Source organism: Micromonospora sp. NPDC049081 (assembly GCF_040648835.1).
Lineage (GTDB): Bacteria > Actinomycetota > Actinomycetes > Mycobacteriales > Micromonosporaceae > Micromonospora > Micromonospora antibiotica.
Genome location: NZ_JBEZEK010000009.1, coordinates 109,861 through 127,711, shown reverse-complemented (window position 1 = coordinate 127,711; position 17,851 = coordinate 109,861). Strand labels below are relative to the sequence as shown.

Sequence of the window (17,851 nt, the reverse complement as noted above, 5' to 3'; positions counted from 1 at the left end):
GTTTCGGCCACGGGAGGGCGTCACGGCCAGGTCAGCGCGATCCGTTCGGGGGCGGGGCACACCGCCTCCCGCCCGGCGCGGGACACGCTGGTCGCGGATCCTGCTCGGCGTCGGCCTGACCCTGGTGCTGCTCGCCGGGCTCGCCGTCGTCGGGGTACGGCTGCTCGCCCACCGCTACGACCGGACGGTCAGCCGGGAACAACTACTCTCCCCCGACGCCCGGCAGGCCCGCACCGAGCTGGACACCGGGCTGAACTACCTGATCGTCGGCACCGACCGACGCCCCGGCGCAGCCGGGGCGGACCAGCGGTCGGACACCATCCTGATCGTCCACGTTCCGCCCGGCCTACGGCAGGCGTACCTGATTTCCGTCCCCCGCGACCTGCTGGTCGCGATCCCACCCGACGCCGCCGGCTACGGCGGGGGCCAGGACAAGATCAACGCGGCATACGAGCACGGCGGTGGCGGCGAGGGCGGCACCCGACTGCTCTCGGCCACCCTGACCCGACTCACCGGCATCCGCTTCGACGGCGCGGCGCTCGTCGACTTCGCCGGCTTCCGCCAGGTCATCGACCTGCTGGGAGGCATCCGGATGTGCGTCGACACCGAGGTCCGGTCGATCCACACCGGGACGAACTTCCCGGTCGGCTGCCAGCAGATGGACGGCGCCAGGGCGCTGGACTACGCCCGGCAACGCTACGACCTCCCGAACGGCGACTACGACCGGCAACGACACCAGCAGCAGATGCTGCGGGCGATGCTGGACCGGGCCGCCCAGTCCCACCTGCGCAGCGACCCCGTGCAACTGGACCGGGTACTGCGGGCGGTCGGCAGCTCACTCACCGTCGACACCAACGGGGTGCCCCTGGACGACCTGGTGTTCGCGCTGCGTTCCCTGCCCGCCGACGCGCTGCACGGGGTGCAGTTGCCGTCCTACCCGCAGACCATCGACGGCATCTCCTACGTGGTGCTGGACCAGGGCGGCGGCGGGCTCTTCGACGCCGTCCGCACCGACCGGCTGCCCGACTGGTCGCGGGCCAACCCGCGCTGGGTCAACCGGCTGTGACCACCACCCCGACCACCGGATCCCGCGCCACCGAGGCCCCGGGGGCCCCGGCATCCCTGGAGCCACCGAGGTCCCGGAAGCCACCGGCATCCCGAGAACCGCCGGGGTCCCGGAAGCCACCGAGGTGCCGGGAGCCGCCACGCCGGCTGCCGACGTGCCGTCGGCGGCACCGAGGATCTAGGCTTGGTGACCGTGTTCGGATCCCAGGTTCCCAGCGTCCCCGTGACCGCGATCGACGACGACACCTACCTGCTCGACGTCCGGGAGGACGACGAGTGGGCGGCGGGCCACGCGCCCGGCGCCCACCATGTGCCGATGATGGAGCTGCCGGCCCGGCTCGCCGAGGTGCCCACCGACCGCGAGGTGGCGGTGATCTGCCGCTCCGGCGGGCGCTCCGCACAGGTGGTCGGCTACCTGCTCGGCAACGGGTGGGAGCAGGTGCGCAACGCCGACGGCGGGATGCGGCAGTGGGTGGCCGTCGGCAAACCGGTGGTCACCGGGGACGGGCAACCCGGCCAGGTCATCTGAGCGACCGAGCATGGGTGATCCACTGGTCTTCGCGCACCGTGGCGCGTCGGCCGACCTCCCCGAACACACCCTGGCGGCCTACCTACGGGCCCTCGACGAGGGTGCCGACGGGTTGGAGTGCGACGTCCGACTGACCCGCGACGGGCACCTGGTCTGCGTACACGACCGGCGGTTGAACCGGACCAGCAACGGTCACGGTCTGGTCAGCGCCCGCACCCTGGCCGAGCTGGAGGCGTTGGACTTCGGCTCCTGGCATCCCGGGTGCACACCGGCCGACGGCGACGAGGCGGGCGACGACGCGCACACCCGGCTGCTCACCCTGGACCGGCTGCTGACCGCCGTACGCGACGCGGGCCGCCCGGTCCGGCTGCTGGTGGAGACCAAACACCCGTCCCGCTACCGGGGGGACGTCGAGCGCCGGTTGGTGACCATGCTGCGGCGGCACGGGCTGGCCGAACCGGGCCCCGACGACCCGGTCCAGGTCACCGTGATGTCGTTCTCCCCCCTGGCCGTCCGCCGGGTCCGTGAGCTGGCCCCGGCGCTGCCGACGGTGCTGCTGCTGGAGGTGCTGCCCCGCTGGCTGCCGCTCGGCCGGCTGCCGTTCGGGGCCCGGATCGCCGGGCCGGGCATCGGCCTGGTCCGGGCCCGCCCGACGCTGGTGCCCGCGCTGCGGGCCGCCGGCCACCCGGTGTACGTCTGGACGGTCAACGAACCGGCCGACCTGGACCTGGTCCTCGACGCGGGGGTGGACGGGGTGATCACCGACCGCCCCGCCCTCACCCTGGCCCGGCTCGGCCGGTGAGGCCAGTCGCCGCCCGACCGGTGAGGCCCGTCGCCGCCGCACCGGCCCGGCCGGTGCGGCCCGTCGTCCGACCGGCCCGCTCGCGCCCGGGGCGTCCCAGCGGCGGGTCGGCCCCCGCCCGGGGATGTCCGACGGGCGGTGCACCGGGCACACTCGGGGCATGCCGGAGCGAACCGATCTCGCCGACCTCATCACCGACCACGGCGCGGTGATCGAGATGATCAACTCGGGAGAGGCCGGGTTGCCGGTGCTCACCGCGCTGCTGCGGGCGGCCCGACCCGCGCTCGGCGCGGCCTGCGTGGCCTTCGTCGAGTTCGCCCCGACCGGGGGACGGGTGATCGCCGCCAGCGGCTGCGCCGAGTGGACCATCGGCCGCCCGTTGCCCGCCTCCGACCCGGCCACCGTCTGTCTGCTCACCGGTCCCCGGGTCCGGCAGACCCGGCTGGACCACCTCGACGGTCCGCTCGCCGGCGAGCTGGCCGAGCGGGGCCTGCGCCGCATGATCGTCGCCCGCGCCGAACTCAACGGCCTGACCGTCGGCAGCCTGCACGCCCTCTACGCCGACGGCGAGGACTCCGAGGACCGGGTCCAGCACGCCACCCTCGGCTACCTCGCCTCCTGCATCGCCCACATGTACGGCGACCAGAGCGGCCTGCCGGTGCACGGCGACGGCCCGGTCGTGGCGGCGCTCGCCGACGGTCTGGCCGTGGTCGACCGGGACGGCCGGGTCCGGCTCTGGAACCCCGCCGCCGCCCAGGTCACCGGCCGCAGCGCCGGTGAGGCGCTGAACCGCCCACTGCCGTTCCCGCTCCCCCCGACCGGCCAGGTGCTCGACCACCAACTACCCGACGGGCGGTGGCTGCGGATCACCTCCGGCGAACTGGTCGACCCGGGCACGCTACGGGTGGTCACCTTCCGCGACATCACCGACCAGCAGCGCCGGGACTCCGACCGGGACCTCTTCGTCGCGGTCACCAGCCACGAGCTGCGTACCCCGGTCACCGTCATCAAGGGGTACGCGGACACCCTCACCGACCACTGGGAGTCGCTGACCGACCACGACCGGCGGCAGGCGGCCCGGGTGATCGGTCAACGGGCCAACGAACTGGCCCGGCTGGTCGACCGGCTGCTCGCCTCCGCCACCGACGTACGCCCCGGCGACGAGCCGGCCGTGCCGTTCGACCTCGGCGGGGCGTTGCGCGCGGCGGTGCTGGACCTCCCCGGTGACCTGCGCCGCCGCCTGCTCCTGCACGTCCCCGTCGACCTGCCCAAGGCGCTCGGGGACCGGCACAGCCTCACCACCGTGCTGACCGAGCTGTGCACCAACGCGGGCAAGTGGTCACCTCCGGACGCCGTGATCGAGGTGTTCGCGGCCGCCGACGGGCAGACCGTGTCGTTCCGGGTGACCGACCGGGGGGTGGGCATCCGGCCGGAGCACGTGGAACGCGCCTTCGACCGGTTCTGGCAGGGCGAGTCCGGCGACCGGCGGGGTTATCCCGGGGCCGGGTTGGGTCTCTATCTCGTCCGCCGGATCGTTGAACAGCAGAATGGATGGGTATCCCTACGTCCACGAGATGGTGGCGGTACCGTCGCAGAGGTGCGGCTGCCGCGCGGGTGAGTCGTCGGTGGACCCGGGGTGGTCCACCCCGCCAGCAGGCACGGGTCGAGAAGGAGCCGGGGTGTCGACGGGACGGGTCGAGCGTTCGTGGTGTGTGGTGGTTCCCCACCACGCCACCGGCGCGCGGCTGGCCCGGCACCGGCTCGCCGACGAGTTGGCCGGCCTGGTGCCCCCGCCGCTCCTCGCCGACCTGGTGGCCGTCCTGGCCGAACTGGTCGGCAACGCGGTCCGGCACGCCGACCCGCTGCCCGGCGGGGTGGTCCGGGTCGCCTGGCGGCTGCGGCCCACGTCGACCGGTCCGGGTCTGTCCGTCCGGGTGACCGACGGCGGCGCCGGCGTGGGGCCCCGGATGCGGGCCGCCGGCACGGACGCGGTCGACGGCCGGGGCCTGCACATCGTCGCCGGCCTGGCCAGTCGGTGGGGGGTCGACCGGGACGGTCTGGGGCAGAGCGTCTGGGCCGAGTTCGACCCGGCCGACTGCCGCCCGGATCTGATCGCCGCCGGCTGACCCGTCACCGCCCGTCCGCCGCCGGCCGAGCCGCGGTCCGCCTGTCCCCCCACCAGCCGGGTCGGGATCTGCGACGTCGGCGGCACCGGCGACCCGGCAGGCGCGGGGCGGGTCCTGCCCCCACCGCCGCCGATCGGGCTCTAGGCTGTCTCGCCGTGAGCAAGCGTCGAAAGAACCAGCGTGCCGAGGCCGCCCCCCGCCGGGAGAAGATCCGGGACGTGTTCGTCCCCCGTCCGTTCGAGGGGCTGGTGGACGAACCGGAGTGGATCGCCCTGCGCGAACTCGTACCGGCCGCCTCGGCACCGCTGCGACTCACCCCGGAACTCGTCGAGGAGCACGGCGACCGCCCGGTCACCCTGGCGACCGTGCTGCCGATGGCCGCCCCGGCGATGACCAAGCCGGACGGTCGGGTGTTCATCGGTCTCCAGCGCCACCAGCAGTCCGGTGACGTCTCCCGGGACCTGGCCGACGCGCTGCTCTGCGCGTTGCGTACCGAGCCGGGTGGGGCGGTGACGGTGCCGCCGCTGCCGGGCCCCGGCCCCCGGCTCCAGGACATCCTGGTCGACGGCCCGCTGGACATCACGATGCACGAGGGTTTCGAGTTCTGGCTCGATCCCGGCGCCGCCGACGACCCGACCGTGCAGGCGTCCCTGGAGCGGGCGAACGCCGCGATCTATCCGACCGTGAAGCTGGCCGCCGCCCGGGCCGCCTACTGGTGTCAGGTGCCGGAGAAGGCCCACGTGCGCTGGGTGCTCGGCGACGACGAGGACGCCGCGTTGGACGCGCTCTCCCGGCTCTCCGCCGCCGGTGCCCTCCCCCTGGGCGAGGGCACGAAGTTCGCCGGCATGTTCCGGGCGCACGGCCGGCTCGCGCCGGTCTGGGACCTACCGGAGGACGTTCCGGCCGCCGAGTGGGAGGAGCCGGTCGCCGCGTTCGCCAAGCGGTACGCCGACGCGCTGGCCGAGAAGGAGCCGTTGGACGCCGCCGGTCGCCGGGCCCGCCAGGGCCTGCTCGGCCGCCAGCTCACCCTCCGCTGAGCCACCCCCACCGGTCCGGGGCGACGACGCCGGGATAGGCGGACAGCAGGTCAGCCGGCCGGCGGTCGCAGTGGCTCGCGGACCAGTGGGCAGGACATGCAGCGCGGGCCGCCCCGGCCGGAGCCCAGCTCCGAACCGGCGATCGGGATGACCTCGATGCCGGCGCGCTCCAACTGGGCGTTGGTCTCCACGTTGCGTTCGTAGCCGACACAGAGCCGGGGGGCCAGCGCGAGGGTGTTGTTGCCGTCGTCCCACTGCTCGCGTTCGGCGGTCACCGGGTCCAGGCCGGTGTCGATCACCCGGAGCTGGTCGAGGTCCATCGCGTCGGCCGCCGCGCGCAGGAACGGCGCGGGGCCGTCGACCCGGGGCTCGCCGTCCGGGCCGGCGATCACCGTGTACGCCGACAGCGTGCTGGCCACGTTGGGGTACATCAGCACCGTGTCGACGTCGACCATGGTGCAGACGGTGTCGAGGTGCATGGTGGCCCGTTCCTGGGCGATCGGCACCACCAGCATGGTGTGCGCCAGGCCGGCGGCGAAGACCTGGCGGGCCAGCCGCTCGGCACCGGCGGGGGTGGTTCGCTCGCCCACCCCCACGGCGAGCACCCCGGGGGCGAGCAGCAGCACGTCGCCGCCTTCGAGGTGTTCCAGGCCCGGGTGGTAGACGGCCCGGGTGCCGACGAAGCGGGGGTGGTAACGGTAGATCGCGTCGGTCAGGGTGGTCTCCCGGCGGCGGGCCGGCATGGCGAGGCTGGTGACCCCGACCCGGTCGCCGATCCACAGTGACGAGTCGCGGGTGAAGAGCAGGTTGGGCAGCGGGTCGATGACGAATTCGTGCCGGTCCATCATCGTCCAGACCAGACCGCCGGGGCGCTCGGCGCTGATCCGTACCTCCTCGTGGGCGAGCCCGGCGGTGAGCACGTCGGCGAGCGCGGCCGGGTCGAGGTAGGCGAGGTGGTCGGCGACCCGGCGGCGCAGGGTGTCGCCCAGCCGGGGCGAACCGAGCACCTGCTCGGTCAGCTCGGCGCGGGCCTCGGGGACGGCGAGCGTCTCGGCGAGCAGGGTGGCGAGGTAGAGCACCTCCACACCGCGCCCGCGCAGCTCGGCGGCGAAGGCGTCGTGCTCCTCCTGGGCCCGGCCGACCCATGGGATAGCGTCGAAGAGCAACGAGTCGTTGTTGCGGGGGGTGAGGCGGGCAAGTTCCGGACCCGGCCGGTGCAACAGCACCGTGCCGAGTCGACCGACCTCGCTGTCCACGTAGTGGGTCACCCCCGCAGCGTAGGGCAGTGATGAACGATCTTCAGCGGAAGAACAGCGGATGAATATGGCATTCATCCGCACTCATTCCGGCGTTCCAACTTGCCGTACCCCCACAGTGGCGACGTAGGGTAGTGAGACCATAACTTTCGAGGGACCTTTTGCCGGAGGTCGCGATGACTGTCTTTCCCGCTCGTCGAGCCGTACCCACCCGGGCACTGCCGCCCGTGGCGGTGCCGCACCCCCGTCCCGACGGGTCCGCGGCACTCGATCCGGCCCGTCCCACCCCACTGGAGTGGGCGCGTCGACGCCGGGCCGAGCGGGGCGCCCGCCGGCTGGAGGCCGCCGGGGCGCGGGCGCTCGGTCAGCTCGACCACCTGGGCCCCGCCTGGCACGTCATCGAGTGGCCGCGCACCGACGTCTCCGACGTCCTGCGCGACCACGGCCAGGACGAACGCGCCGGGTTCCTCGCCATCGGCCCCAGCGGGCTGTTCGCGGTGAGCATCGCCGACCACGGCCGGGCCCGGGTGCTGGTCGCCGGGGACGTGGTGCAGATCAACGGCAAGCGCCCGCCGTACGTGGCCGAGGCCCGCAAGGACGCCAAGCGGGCGAGCAAGGCCCTCACCGCAGCGGTCGGCCTGCCCATCCCGGTGACGCCGGTGCTGACCTTCGTCGGCTCCGGCGTCATCAGCGTCTACGGCCTGCCCAAGGACTGCATGATGGCGACCCACCGGGAGCTCGACCGGCTCCTCGTCGCCGGAGGCAACCGGATCAGCCCGGCCACCGCCGAGAAGCTGTCCCGGGTCGCCCAGGCACCGCAGACCTGGCACAACGGCACCTACCGTCCCACCGGCGACTACCGGTGGTACGACGAGGGCCGAACGGCCGCTGACAAGCCGGCAGGTCGCCGGTAACGTCACCGGCGACGCCCCGCGGCACCGGTCCCCCCGACACCTCCGGTCCGCGCCGTCGCCGGCCGCCCACCAAGGCACCCGATCCACCCACCGGCGGCCGGTGGCTCCCGCGCGGTCGGCGACCGTCATCAAGACCGGCTAGCGTGGACAGTCCGTCGGTGTACCTAGGAGGCGCGGTGGCCCACGTCGAACTCTCGCTCTCGGACGTGTTCGTGCCGGCCGCACGGACGACGCCGACAGGGCCGGGGGGCGACAACGTCGGGCAGTGGTCAGCCACCGTCTCCCACGCCGAGGAGCCCTGCCTCCTGATCGCCGCCGACACCCGGGTGGTCGCCATCTCCGCCGCCGGCTGCGAGCTGCTCTGTCTCGGCGCCCCCGAGGAGGTGGTCGGCCTGCCGCTGCTCGAAGGGGGCCTGCGGCTGCTCGACTTCACCGCCGCCCGCCACGAGCTGCCCGAGCAGGAGACCGACAAGATCCCGCCGTTGCTGGCCCTGCACTCCGGCCGACTCGCCCGGGGGCTGCTGAGGGTGCAGCCGGCCGGCGACGACACCACCTACGCCACCGTCGACGCGATCTCCACGCCGATGCTCACCGACGGGTCGGTCGCCGGCTCACTCACCTTCTTCTCCGCGATCTGACCGGCTCCCCCGTCCCGACGCCCCCGCGCGCGACTCCCCCGAGGATCGGCCCGTGCCGCCCTACCCCGCACACCGTCCCCCGTACCGCCGGCCGGTCACCGGACGGATCGTCGTGGCCCTGCTCGCCGTGCTGCCGGCCACCGGCTGCGCCGCACCGCCGCCAGACCCGCCGCCGGTCCCCCTCGCCCCACCGACACCCGCCGTCAGCGCGCCACCGGCCACGTCGCCCGGCATGCCGCCGGTGACCCCCACGCTGCCGGTGATCCCGACACGGCCGTCGACCCCGCCGCCGCCGACCCCCACCGCCGCGACGGTCGCCACGGCCTGCGCCGGCCGGCCCTCCGCCACCTCGGTGATCGGGCTGCTGCGCAGCGACGTGCTGCCGGGCGATGTGTCGGTGCGGGCAGTCGAGGGGCCGCTCTGCGCCGACGGCTGGCACTACACCGTGCTGGCGGTCAGCGGGCACGAGGAACTCCAGGCGGTCAGCCGGGGGGAGCCGGGGGCGCTGCGGCTGGTCACCGCCGGCACGGACGTCTGCTCGATCGAGGTCAAGGCCGCCGCGCCGTCCGCCATCCGGACGTTGGCCTGCGACGCCGGGACCGGGCTGCCACCGGGTGCGTAGGCTGGGCGACATGCCCGGAACACCGCCGACCCGATACGTCTACCTGGGCCCGGAGGGCACCTTCGCCGAACAGGCGTTGCGTACCGTCCCGGCCGCCGAGCACGGCAGTCGTACGCCCGCCCGCAGTGTCGGCGAGGCACTGGAGAGCGTCCGGGCCGGCGAGGCGGACGCGGCGCTGGTGCCGATGGAGAACTCGATCGGCGGCGCGGTCGGGGTGACGCTGGACGAGCTGGCCGAGGGGGGCCCGCTGGTGATCACCCGGGAGGTGATCCTGTCGGTGGAGTTCGTGCTCGGCGCGCGCCCCGGCACCGACCTCGCCGGGGTGCGCAGCGTGGCCGCCCATCCGCAGGCGTCCACCCAGTGCCGCAACTGGCTACGCGCCCACCTGCCCGACGCCACGGTGATCGACGTGCTCTCCAACGGCGCGGCGGCGGCCGGCGCGGCCAACGGCGAGTTCGACGCGGCGATCTGCGCCCCGATCGGGGCGGCCCGGCACCGCTTGACGCTGCTCGCCGACAAGATCGCCGACCACCCGGACGCGGTGACCCGCTTCGCCCTGCTGTCCCGCCCCGGCCCGCCCCCGCCGCCCACGGGCGACGACCTCACCTCGCTGGCCGTCTACATCGCCCACGACCGGGTGGGCGCCCTGCTGTCGGTGCTGATGGAGCTGGCCGTCCGGGGGGTCAACCTGACCCGGATCGAGTCCCGCCCCACCGGTGAGGCGCTCGGCCGGTACGTCTTCTTCCTCGACTGCACCGGTCACGTGGCGGACGCCCGACTCGGTGAGGCGTTGCAGGGGCTGCGTCGGGTCTGCGCCGAGGTGCGCTTCCTCGGGTCGTACCCCCGGCACCGCTGGACCGACGCGGTGGGTGACCGGCCGGTCCCGGCGCCGGCCGGCCTGTCGGACGCCGACTACACCGACGCGGCGGCCTGGCTGGCGCGGCTGCGCTCCGGCGAACTGAGCTGACCCCGCCTGCCGCAGCGCCCGACGGCACGCAGACGGATGGGGGGCGGCCCCGGCCGGGACCACCCCCATCTCGGCGAAGGTCAGCTGAGCAGGCCGCCGAGCAGGCCCTGTTGCTGCTGCTGGCCGCCGCTGCCCTGGACCGGCGGCTCCTCCGACGGCTGGACCACGACGAAGCCCTGGCCGGCGAAGCTCATGGTGAACGCCTCACCGGTGCTGCGACCGAGCAGGGTGCCCAGGCCGAGCTGCTCGGCGCGGTGGTAGCCGGTCTGGAGGTTGGCCGACCAGCAGACGGCGGCCTGCGGGTCGACGTAGGTGGGGGCGTCGACGTTGAGCACGACCGGGGTGCCCTTGGTGGTGATGGCGATCCGGCCGTGGCCGCTGAACACGCAGTTGAACAGGCCCGACGAGGCCATCCCCGCGCCGCCGACCATCTTGATGTCGTACGACAGGCTGGAGTCGAAGGCCAGCACGCTGGACCCGTTGATCGACAGGGCGTCGCCCGGCTCCAGGTCGATGATGTGCACGTCCTTGGCCAGCTCGGCGAGGAAGACGTCGCCGTGGCCGCTGAGCTTCATCAGCGGCACTCCCTCGCCGGTGAGCCGCTGCTTGATGAACTTGCCGATGCCGCCCGAGCCGAGCGCCTGGAACTGCACCTGCCCCTGGTAGGCGACCATGGACCCGACCCGGGCCATCGCCTCACCGTTGAGTTCGATCTTGAGCATCTTGGAGTTCTGCAGCCGCATGCCGGGCTGGGCGGACTCCTTCTCCAGGTTCTCCGCGGAGAACAGCGCGCTGCGCATTGGGTTTTCCTCCTGATTGGGGGTGTGCTCGCCCCACGGTAGGCAGCCCCCGCAACAGCCGCATCGGCCGGGTGGAGCACAAGCCCGGCTCCACGCACGGAACCGGTCACCTGTGCGGAGGTGACCCGCCGGAGTAGGCGGGTGGCGGGCTCAGCCCCAACCCAACGCGTGCAACCGCTCGTCGTCGATGCCGAAGTGGTGGGCGATCTCGTGCACCACCGTCACCGCCACCTCGTCGACCACGTCGTCCTCGGTGGCGCAGATGTGCAGGATCGGCCGACGGTAGATGAAGATCCGGTCGGGCAGCACACCCGAGTAGCTCCAGCCGCGCTCGGTCAGCGCGTGCCCCTCGTAGAGGCCGAGCAGGTTCTCACCGGCGGGCGGGTCGTCCTCGACCAGGATGACCACGTTGCTCATCAACCGGAGCAGCTCCTCGGGCACCTCGTCGAGGGCCTCGCCGACCAGCTCCTCGAAGCGTTCACGGCTCATCTCCACGGGCACCTCACCCATTGTGCCCGACCCGCCGCCCACCCACCGGCCCGATCACCCACGCTCGGACCGCCCACCGGGAGCACCTCGAACCACCGCACCGTGATCGCGCCCGCTCCCGGTCACCTGGGCGACGAATCGCCCGGACACCACGACGACCAGGATCGAGGGCGAGCCCCGGCCCCACCCCGGGGCGGGGTGGGGCCGGGGCTCGGGGTCAGGAGGCGAGGCGGGCGGTGAGGCTGATCTGCGCGCCGGGGGAGAGCAGCCGGGAGATCGGGCAGCCCTCCTTGGCGGCCTGGGCCAGCTTGGTGAACTGGGCCTCGTCCAGGCCCGGGGCCTGACCGACGGTCTCCAGGTCGATCCGGGTGACGGTCATCCCCGCGTCGGTCTTGTCGAAGTGCACCTTGGCGGTGGTCTCCACCGAGGTGTCGGACAGGCCGGCGTCGGCGAGCTGCTTGGAGAGCGCCATCGAGAAGCAGCCCGCGTGGGCGGCCCCGATCAGCTCCTCGGGATTGGTCCCCTCGCCCTCCTCGAAGCGCGACTTGAAGGAGTAGTTCCCCTCCAGGCCACCCTTGCCGGTGCGGACGGTCCCGGCGCCCTCGGTGAGGTTGCCCTGCCAACGTGCGGATGCGGTACGGATAGGCATACCCGAACGCTAGTCGAACCCGCACCGCGCTGCCGACCTTCCGGGGGCGGGCGCTCCCGGCCGCTGGCCCTCCGACGTGGGATGATGCGGGTCAGGCCCGCGACGCGGAAGGTAGCCGATGTCCCAGGATCTCCCCATCCCGAGACAGGACGACCGCTCGGACGACAGCCCCGTGCCGCAGTGGGACGCCCCCGAAGGACCCGCCGGCCGGCGATTCGGGCCCTGGCCCACCGCGCTGCGCCGCGACCACCGGCTGCCCCCGGTGCTGACCCTGCTCGGCGCGGTCGCCGCCACGGCGTCGGCGGCCGGGGAATGGCTGGTGATGACCCTCCCGAACGGTGGTCCGGAGGGCAGCGGCACCATCCGGGTGCCCGGTGGGGTCGCCGAGGTGGGCGGCTTCGGCATCGCGTACCTGGTGGGACTGCTACTGCTCAGCGCGGCGGTGGCGTTGACCCTGCGGGGGAGCGCGGCGGTCCGGCACGACGCCCGGGTGGCCGGACTGGCCGTGGCGGGTGCCCTGCTGGTCCTGCTCACCGTCACCGCCTTCTCGTTGGACGACTCCGGGCAGCGGGCGGTGTTCTACTCCGCCGAGGACGGGTTCCGGGTGGACTACGGCCGGGGCCTGGTGATGGCCTTCGTGGCCGTCACGCTGGTCGGGGCGGCACTGCTCACGGTCGTCCCGCAGCAGCCGGCCGAACGGCCGGACGGCGACGGCGGCGACGGCGACGGCGACGTGGCGGAGCGGACGGGCTTCGGCCCCGGCGGGGACGACCGGCCGGCCCTACCCGCCGACCTGACCGTCACCCCGACGGTCCCGTTCGCCCGTCGCGAACCCGACGCCTGAGCGCCCCACCCACCGCGACCCACCCCGCCGGTCGCCGGGAGCGGCGGTCGACCAGGGCCCCCGTCGGCCCTGCCACCGGCCACGACCCGCTCCCGCCACCAGCCACGACCCGCTCCCGCCCGGTGCCGGAACCGGCACGCCGGGTGGCGGTCCGGCGGCCATCGGACGTTGCCGCCCGGTTCGCCGGGAAGCCGTGGTGACGACCTTTCCGGCGAGGTACGGTTGCTGCCCGCCGTCACACCGGGTCGGACGACCGGTACGGACGGCGGCGGGCAAGGAGGAACGATGACCCGCCCGGGACTACCGAAACTCATCGCCACCGACCTCGACGGCACGCTGGTGCGCAGCGACGACACCGTCTCGGCGTACACCCACGGGGTGCTCGACCGGGTGCGGGCCGCCGGCATCCCGGTGGTCGGCGCCACCGGCCGCGGCCCCCGGTTGAAGGAACTCACCCGTAACGACATCCGGGCCGCCGACTACCTGGTGATGGCCGGCGGCGGCTGCGTGGTCGACCAGAGCGACCCGGCCGGCCCGGTGGTGCTGCGCGACGAACGGCTCTCCGCCGAGGTGCTGGCCGGTTTGCTGACCGACCTGGAGGCCGCCGTCGGCCCGCTGACCGTCATGGTCGAGGGCTCCGACGAGCACGACGCGCCGCTCTGGGGCGACTACCACCCGGCCTGGCCCTACCCTGAGCGGTTCGAGGCGCGCACCCGGGCGGAATGTCTCGCCCTCGACGTGATCAAGGCGTTCGTCCGGACCGCCGACCACGACGTGGACGAGCTGCTGGCCACCGCCCGCCGGATCGTCCCGCCGCAGGTCGCCACCCTCACCCAGGCCGGTCTCGGCTTCGTCGAGATCACCCCGGCCGGGGTGGACAAGGCCAGCGGGCTGACCGTGGTCGCCGAACGGCTCGGCGTCGACCCGGCCGACGTGCTGGTCTTCGGGGACATGCCCAACGACCTGCCGATGTTCGCCTGGGCCGGCTGGTCCCGGGTGGCCGTGTCGAACGCCCACCCGCTGGTGCGGGCCGCCGCCGACGAGGTGACCCTGCGCAACGACGACGACGGGGTGGCGGTCTACCTGGACCGACTACTCTCCCGGTGATGGGAGAGACACCACGGCTGGTCGCCAGCGACATCGACGGCACCCTGCTCGGCGACGACCGCCGGCTCAGCGCCCGCACCACGGCGGTGCTGGAGCGGATCGCCGCGGCGGGCACGCCGGTCGTGCTGGTCACCGGCCGCCCGATCCGCTGGCTCCAGACGGTGTACGACCAGCTCGCAGCCCCACTCCCGGCGATCTGCGCCAACGGCGCGGTGGTCTACGACCCGGACACCGACCAGGTGCTGCGGGCCGACCCGCTGGCCCCGGAACTGCTCGCCGAGGTGGCCCGCCGGCTGCGGGCGGCGGTGCCGGAGGTCAGCTTCGCGGTGGAGATCGTGGACAGCCGGGAGATGCGGCACGAGGCGCACTACCCGCTGCGCTGGGACGCCGACCACGATGCCATCCGGGCCGTCGAGTCGCCCGAGGAGCTGGCCTCGGTGCCGGCGGTGAAGCTGCTGGCCCGCGCCGGCACCCAGGACCCGGACGCCTTCGTGCAGGTGGTGGCGGGGGCCCTGGAGGGGCTGGCCGAGGCGACCCACTCGTCGTACAGCGGGCTGGTGGAGATCTCCGCCGCCGGGGTGACCAAGGCCGCCGGGCTGGCCTGGTACGCGGCCCGGCTCGGGGTGGCGCAGGCCGACGTGCTCGCCTTCGGTGACATGCCCAACGACGTGCCGATGCTGACCTGGGCGGGGCGGGCGGTGGCGGTGGCCAACGCGCACCCCGCCGTGCTGGAGATCGCCGACGAGGTGACCGGGGCGAACTCCGCCGACGGCGTGGCGGCGTACCTGGAGAAGGTCTTCGGGGTGGGCTGAGCGGACCGGGGCGTCACCGCGCCGCGACGCCCCGACGCCCGCCCCGGGCCGGCGGCCCCGACCCGGGGCAGGGCCGAGGGTCAGAGGCCGGCCCGGGGGCCGGGCCGAGGGTCAGAGGTACTGGCCGGTGTTGTGGCCCTCGCCACCGGGCTGCTGCCCCATGCCGGGCATGCCGGGGATCATCGCGCCGGGGCCGCTGGGCAGGGCGGGACGGCCACCGGAACGCATCTGCTCCAACTGCACCCGGGCGGCCATCTGCTGGGCCACCAGGGCGGCCTGGATGCCGTGGAAGAGCCCCTCCAGCCAGCCGACCAGCTGGGCGTGGGCGATCCGCAGCTCACCCTCGCTGGGGGCCTGGTCCTCGGCGAACGGCAGCGAGAGCCGTTCCAGCTCCTCACGCAGCTCGGGGGCGAGGCCGTCCTTCAGCTCGACGATCGACCGGGCGTGGATCTCCCGCATCCGGTGCCGGCTGGCGTCGTCGAGCGGGGCGGCTTTGACCTCCTCCAGCAGCTGTTTGATCATGCTGCCGATCCGCATCACCTTGGCCGGCTGCTCGACCAGGCGGGTCGGGTCCTCGCCGGTCTCGTCGGTCTGCACGGTGCCGACCGGGCGGCCGTCCGGGCCGACCACCACCACGGTGCCCGACTGCCCGTCCGCGCGGCCCGGCTCGTCATCTTGTCCAGTGGAATGCGCTTCGGTCATGGCACCCATCTTTACCCACCCGGTCCCGCCGCACGCGCCCGGACCGCCACCGGCCCCGACATCGCCCATGGGCAGCGGGAACACCCTCGGTGAGGTCGCTCACGGGGCACGGCCGGCGGGGACCCCGTCGCGGCGGTGGCCGCGCTACCGTCGCCGGCATGCCCACCGACCCGCGGGCCGTGCTCACCCGGCCCGCCCCACCGCCGGACCTGACCGTCCGCTACGGCGACCGGCCGGAGCAGCTCGTCGACCTGCGCCGGCCGGCCGGGGATGGTCCGGTCCGCCCGCTGGTGGCGGTGCTGCACGGCGGTTTCTGGCGGGCCGGGTACGACCGCACCCACACCGGCCCGCTCGCCGCCGCGCTGGCCGACCTGGGGTGGCCGGTGGCCCAGCTGGAGTACCGGCGCACCGGTCAGCCCGACGGGGGGTGGCCGAACACCCTCGCCGACGTCCGGGCGGGGGTGGCGGCGCTGCCCGGGTTGGCGGCGCGCGCCCTGCCGGGGCAGGTCGCCGAGGGGCCGCCGCTGCTGCTGGGGCACTCGGCGGGTGGGCAGCTCGCGCTGCACGTGGCGGCGCACGTCCCGCAGGCCGTGGGCGGGGTGCTGGCGCTGGCACCGGTCGCCGACCTCGTCGAGGCGTACCGGCTGGATCTGGATTCGGGGGCGGTGGCCGCGCTGCTCGGCGGCGGCCCGGCCGAACACCCGCAGCGGTACGCGGTGGCCGACCCCCGCAGCTCGGTGCCGGCACGGACGCGGACGGTGATCGTGCACGGGATGCGGGACCGGCAGGTGCCGATCGCTCTGAGCAGGTCATATGCTGCCACCGCACAAGCCGCCGGAGCCCCGGTCACCCTCGTTGAGCTGCCGGAATGCGAGCACTTCGGGTTGATCGACCCGCTCTCGGCGGCCTGGCCCGAGGTAAGGGCTGCGTTGCAGTCGCTGCTTGAAGATCAAGATCCATTGACGCAAGGCCGCTCACCAGGTAGAACGCCGGAGGGGCGGTGACGCCCGGCAATGCTCCCGGAAGGATTTCGGTGTCGCAGATGAACCGCAGGCGGGCCCTCCAACTGTTGGCCGCGCTCGGTACGACCGGACTGGCCGCCGCCTGCGGCACGGACGACACCGAGACGCCGGTCGTGGGCAAACCGATCAAGATCGGGCTGATCCGGCCGGAGAGCGGCGTCGGCAAAGCCATCGGCGAGGACATCGAGAACGGCTTCCAGCTCTTCCTGGCCATGAACGGGCAGCAGCTCGGCGGGCACCCGGTGACCGTGGCGACCGTCGACGAGGGGGACAACGCCAAGAGCGGCCAGGCCGCCGTCGACTCCCTACTCGGCCAGAACGTGCTCGCCATGACCGGCGTCGTCAACTCCACCGTGATGTCCGGCATCCGCGACGCGGTGGAGAAGGCCCGGGTGCCGCTGATCGGGTCCAACGCCTCCCCACCCAGCCTCCAGAGCGTCGTCTACATCTGGCGGACGTCGTACGTGCTCGACGAGCCGGGCCGCGCGCTCGGGTCGTACCTGCGGCGAACACTTCCCGCCGGCAGCCGGCTCGCCATCGTCACCCCGGAGGGCACCGCCAGCCAGGACGTGATCAACGGGTTCCGGGACGGCTTCGGCACCGACGACCCCCGGATCATCGGCGACCCCATCCTCACCACCGCCAACCCCACCCCGGGCGAGAACGAGTTCAGCGCGCAGATCAACGAGGCGCTCAGCCGCCAGCCCGACGGGATCTTCTGCTTCTATTCCGGCACCGCGGGTGAGCAGTTCATCAGGCAACTGCGCCGCAGCCGCTGGTTCGGCGACATCTACGCGCCCGGCTTCCTGACCGAGGGCAACATCCTCACCGACCTGCGCTCGACCCTGGTCAACGCGGACGACAGCCTCAAGGCCGGCACCATCCAGACCTCGCTGAACTACTCGGCCGACCTCAACAACAACGCCAACCGGATCTTCGCCTCGGCCTACCGCAAGACCTACAACGTCTCGCCCACCACCTACGCGATGGCCTCGTACGACGCCGCGCAGGTGCTCGACAAGGCGATCCGGCTGGCCGGTGCGGAACCCACCGCGCAGCAGGTCAACCTGGCGCTGGGCAAGATCGGCCAGATCGACAGCCCACGCGGGCCGTGGCAGTTCAACCAGCCGCGTACCCCGCAGCAGAAGTGGTACCTGCGCAAGGTGCAGTTCGACGGCCGGCTGCTCTCCAACGTCCTGATCAACGAGATCGCCACCCTCGGCTGAGCCGCCCCACGGCCGGCCGGCATGCAGGCGGTGGCGGGCAGGCCAGGCGGTGGCAGCCGTCGCGGGGCAGGCCGTGGCGGCCCTTCGCGGCATGGCACCGGTCAGGGCAGGCCGTGGCGTGGTGGTGGGCGCGGCGGTCAGGGGCGCAGCGGTCAGGGGCGCAGCGGTCAGGGGCGCAGCGGTCAGGGGCGCAGCGGTCAGGGGCGCAGCGGTCAGGGGCGCAGCGGTCAGGGGCGCAGCGGTC

At 73.8% G+C, this 17,851-nt stretch carries 20 protein-coding genes; 15 read left to right on the top strand and 5 right to left on the bottom strand.

Translation table 11 applies throughout. The features are described 5' to 3' along the window. Positions 1-124 precede the first annotated feature (124 nt). The 6 genes from AB0B63_RS15910 to AB0B63_RS15885 all read left to right on the top strand — a co-directional run bounded on the left by AB0B63_RS15910 (position 125) and on the right by AB0B63_RS15885 (position 5,559). Positions 125-1,066 (top strand): LCP family protein, encoded by a 942-nt coding sequence (locus tag AB0B63_RS15910; RefSeq protein ID WP_208565096.1) that lies wholly within the window; start codon positions 125-127, stop codon positions 1,064-1,066. 192 nt (positions 1,067-1,258) lie between these two features. Next, positions 1,259-1,594: a rhodanese-like domain-containing protein gene (locus AB0B63_RS15905; RefSeq protein WP_208565789.1), complete on the top strand. Its 336-nt coding sequence runs from the start codon at positions 1,259-1,261 to the stop codon at positions 1,592-1,594. Between the two features lie 10 nt (positions 1,595-1,604). Continuing rightward, positions 1,605-2,396 carry a glycerophosphodiester phosphodiesterase family protein gene (locus AB0B63_RS15900; protein ID WP_208565097.1) on the top strand — a complete coding sequence of 264 codons (792 nt, stop codon included), beginning with the start codon at positions 1,605-1,607 and terminating at the stop codon, positions 2,394-2,396. A gap of 160 nt (positions 2,397-2,556) precedes the next feature. Next, positions 2,557-4,014: an ATP-binding protein gene (locus tag AB0B63_RS15895; protein WP_208565098.1), complete on the top strand. Its 1,458-nt coding sequence runs from the start codon at positions 2,557-2,559 to the stop codon at positions 4,012-4,014. A 94-nt stretch (positions 4,015-4,108) separates the two neighbouring features. Then, complete coding sequence (locus tag AB0B63_RS15890; protein ID WP_307799007.1) at positions 4,109-4,522, top strand: ATP-binding protein; 414 nt, start codon at positions 4,109-4,111, stop codon at positions 4,520-4,522. 155 nt (positions 4,523-4,677) lie between these two features. Next, positions 4,678-5,559 carry a DUF5926 family protein gene (locus tag AB0B63_RS15885; protein WP_208565100.1) on the top strand — a complete coding sequence of 294 codons (882 nt, stop codon included), beginning with the start codon at positions 4,678-4,680 and terminating at the stop codon, positions 5,557-5,559. A 50-nt stretch (positions 5,560-5,609) separates the two neighbouring features. Here AB0B63_RS15885 and AB0B63_RS15880 read toward each other — a convergent pair whose 3' ends face one another. Continuing rightward, on the bottom strand, positions 5,610-6,827 hold the full coding sequence (locus AB0B63_RS15880; RefSeq protein WP_208565101.1) for an arginine deiminase: 1,218 nt from the start codon (positions 6,825-6,827) through the stop codon (positions 5,610-5,612). A gap of 164 nt (positions 6,828-6,991) precedes the next feature. On the opposite strand from AB0B63_RS15880, the gene AB0B63_RS15875 reads away from it, so the two are divergent. The 4 genes from AB0B63_RS15875 (at position 6,992) to pheA (ending at position 9,956) form a co-directional block, all read left to right on the top strand. Then, positions 6,992-7,729 carry a hypothetical protein gene (locus AB0B63_RS15875; RefSeq protein WP_219465316.1) on the top strand — a complete coding sequence of 246 codons (738 nt, stop codon included), beginning with the start codon at positions 6,992-6,994 and terminating at the stop codon, positions 7,727-7,729. Positions 7,730-7,905: 176 nt separating this feature from the next. Further along, a complete protein-coding gene (locus AB0B63_RS15870; protein WP_208565103.1) occupies positions 7,906-8,367 on the top strand; it encodes a hypothetical protein in 462 nt (153 codons plus the stop codon). Positions 8,368-8,419: 52 nt separating this feature from the next. Then, the gene (locus AB0B63_RS15865; RefSeq protein ID WP_357018919.1) at positions 8,420-8,989 is read left to right on the top strand and encodes a hypothetical protein; all 570 of its coding nucleotides are present in this window, start codon (positions 8,420-8,422) and stop codon (positions 8,987-8,989) included. A 10-nt stretch (positions 8,990-8,999) separates the two neighbouring features. After that, positions 9,000-9,956, top strand: coding sequence for a prephenate dehydratase (pheA, locus tag AB0B63_RS15860; RefSeq protein WP_357018916.1), 957 nt, complete (start codon positions 9,000-9,002; stop codon positions 9,954-9,956). A gap of 80 nt (positions 9,957-10,036) precedes the next feature. Here pheA and AB0B63_RS15855 read toward each other — a convergent pair whose 3' ends face one another. The 3 genes from AB0B63_RS15855 to AB0B63_RS15845 form a co-directional block, all read right to left on the bottom strand. Beyond that, positions 10,037-10,756, bottom strand: coding sequence for an AIM24 family protein (locus AB0B63_RS15855; protein ID WP_208565106.1), 720 nt, complete (start codon positions 10,754-10,756; stop codon positions 10,037-10,039). Positions 10,757-10,906: 150 nt separating this feature from the next. After that, positions 10,907-11,251, bottom strand: a complete 345-nt coding sequence (locus AB0B63_RS15850) for a metallopeptidase family protein (protein ID WP_208565790.1) — start codon at positions 11,249-11,251, stop codon at positions 10,907-10,909. A gap of 211 nt (positions 11,252-11,462) precedes the next feature. After that, entirely contained in the window at positions 11,463-11,894 is a 432-nt protein-coding gene (locus tag AB0B63_RS15845) for an OsmC family protein (protein WP_208565107.1), read from the bottom strand. A gap of 118 nt (positions 11,895-12,012) precedes the next feature. On the opposite strand from AB0B63_RS15845, the gene AB0B63_RS15840 reads away from it, so the two are divergent. From AB0B63_RS15840 to AB0B63_RS15830, 3 genes are all read left to right on the top strand, one after another. Then, entirely contained in the window at positions 12,013-12,738 is a 726-nt protein-coding gene (locus AB0B63_RS15840) for a hypothetical protein (protein WP_357018911.1), read from the top strand. A gap of 285 nt (positions 12,739-13,023) precedes the next feature. Further along, entirely contained in the window at positions 13,024-13,845 is an 822-nt protein-coding gene (locus AB0B63_RS15835) for an HAD family hydrolase (RefSeq protein ID WP_208565109.1), read from the top strand. Continuing rightward, complete coding sequence (locus AB0B63_RS15830) at positions 13,845-14,657, top strand: HAD family hydrolase (RefSeq protein WP_357018908.1); 813 nt, start codon at positions 13,845-13,847, stop codon at positions 14,655-14,657. The genes AB0B63_RS15835 and AB0B63_RS15830 overlap by 1 nt, the downstream gene beginning before the upstream one ends. A gap of 111 nt (positions 14,658-14,768) precedes the next feature. On the opposite strand, the gene AB0B63_RS15825 is transcribed toward AB0B63_RS15830, so the two are convergent. Next, on the bottom strand, positions 14,769-15,368 hold the full coding sequence (locus AB0B63_RS15825) for a bacterial proteasome activator family protein (RefSeq protein WP_208565111.1): 600 nt from the start codon (positions 15,366-15,368) through the stop codon (positions 14,769-14,771). 149 nt (positions 15,369-15,517) lie between these two features. Between AB0B63_RS15825 and AB0B63_RS15820 the strand changes: the two genes are divergently transcribed. Continuing rightward, complete coding sequence (locus AB0B63_RS15820) at positions 15,518-16,363, top strand: alpha/beta hydrolase (protein WP_357018905.1); 846 nt, start codon at positions 15,518-15,520, stop codon at positions 16,361-16,363. Positions 16,364-16,392: 29 nt separating this feature from the next. Then, positions 16,393-17,607, top strand: a complete 1,215-nt coding sequence (locus tag AB0B63_RS15815; protein WP_357018902.1) for an ABC transporter substrate-binding protein — start codon at positions 16,393-16,395, stop codon at positions 17,605-17,607. Positions 17,608-17,851: the final 244 nt, after the last annotated feature.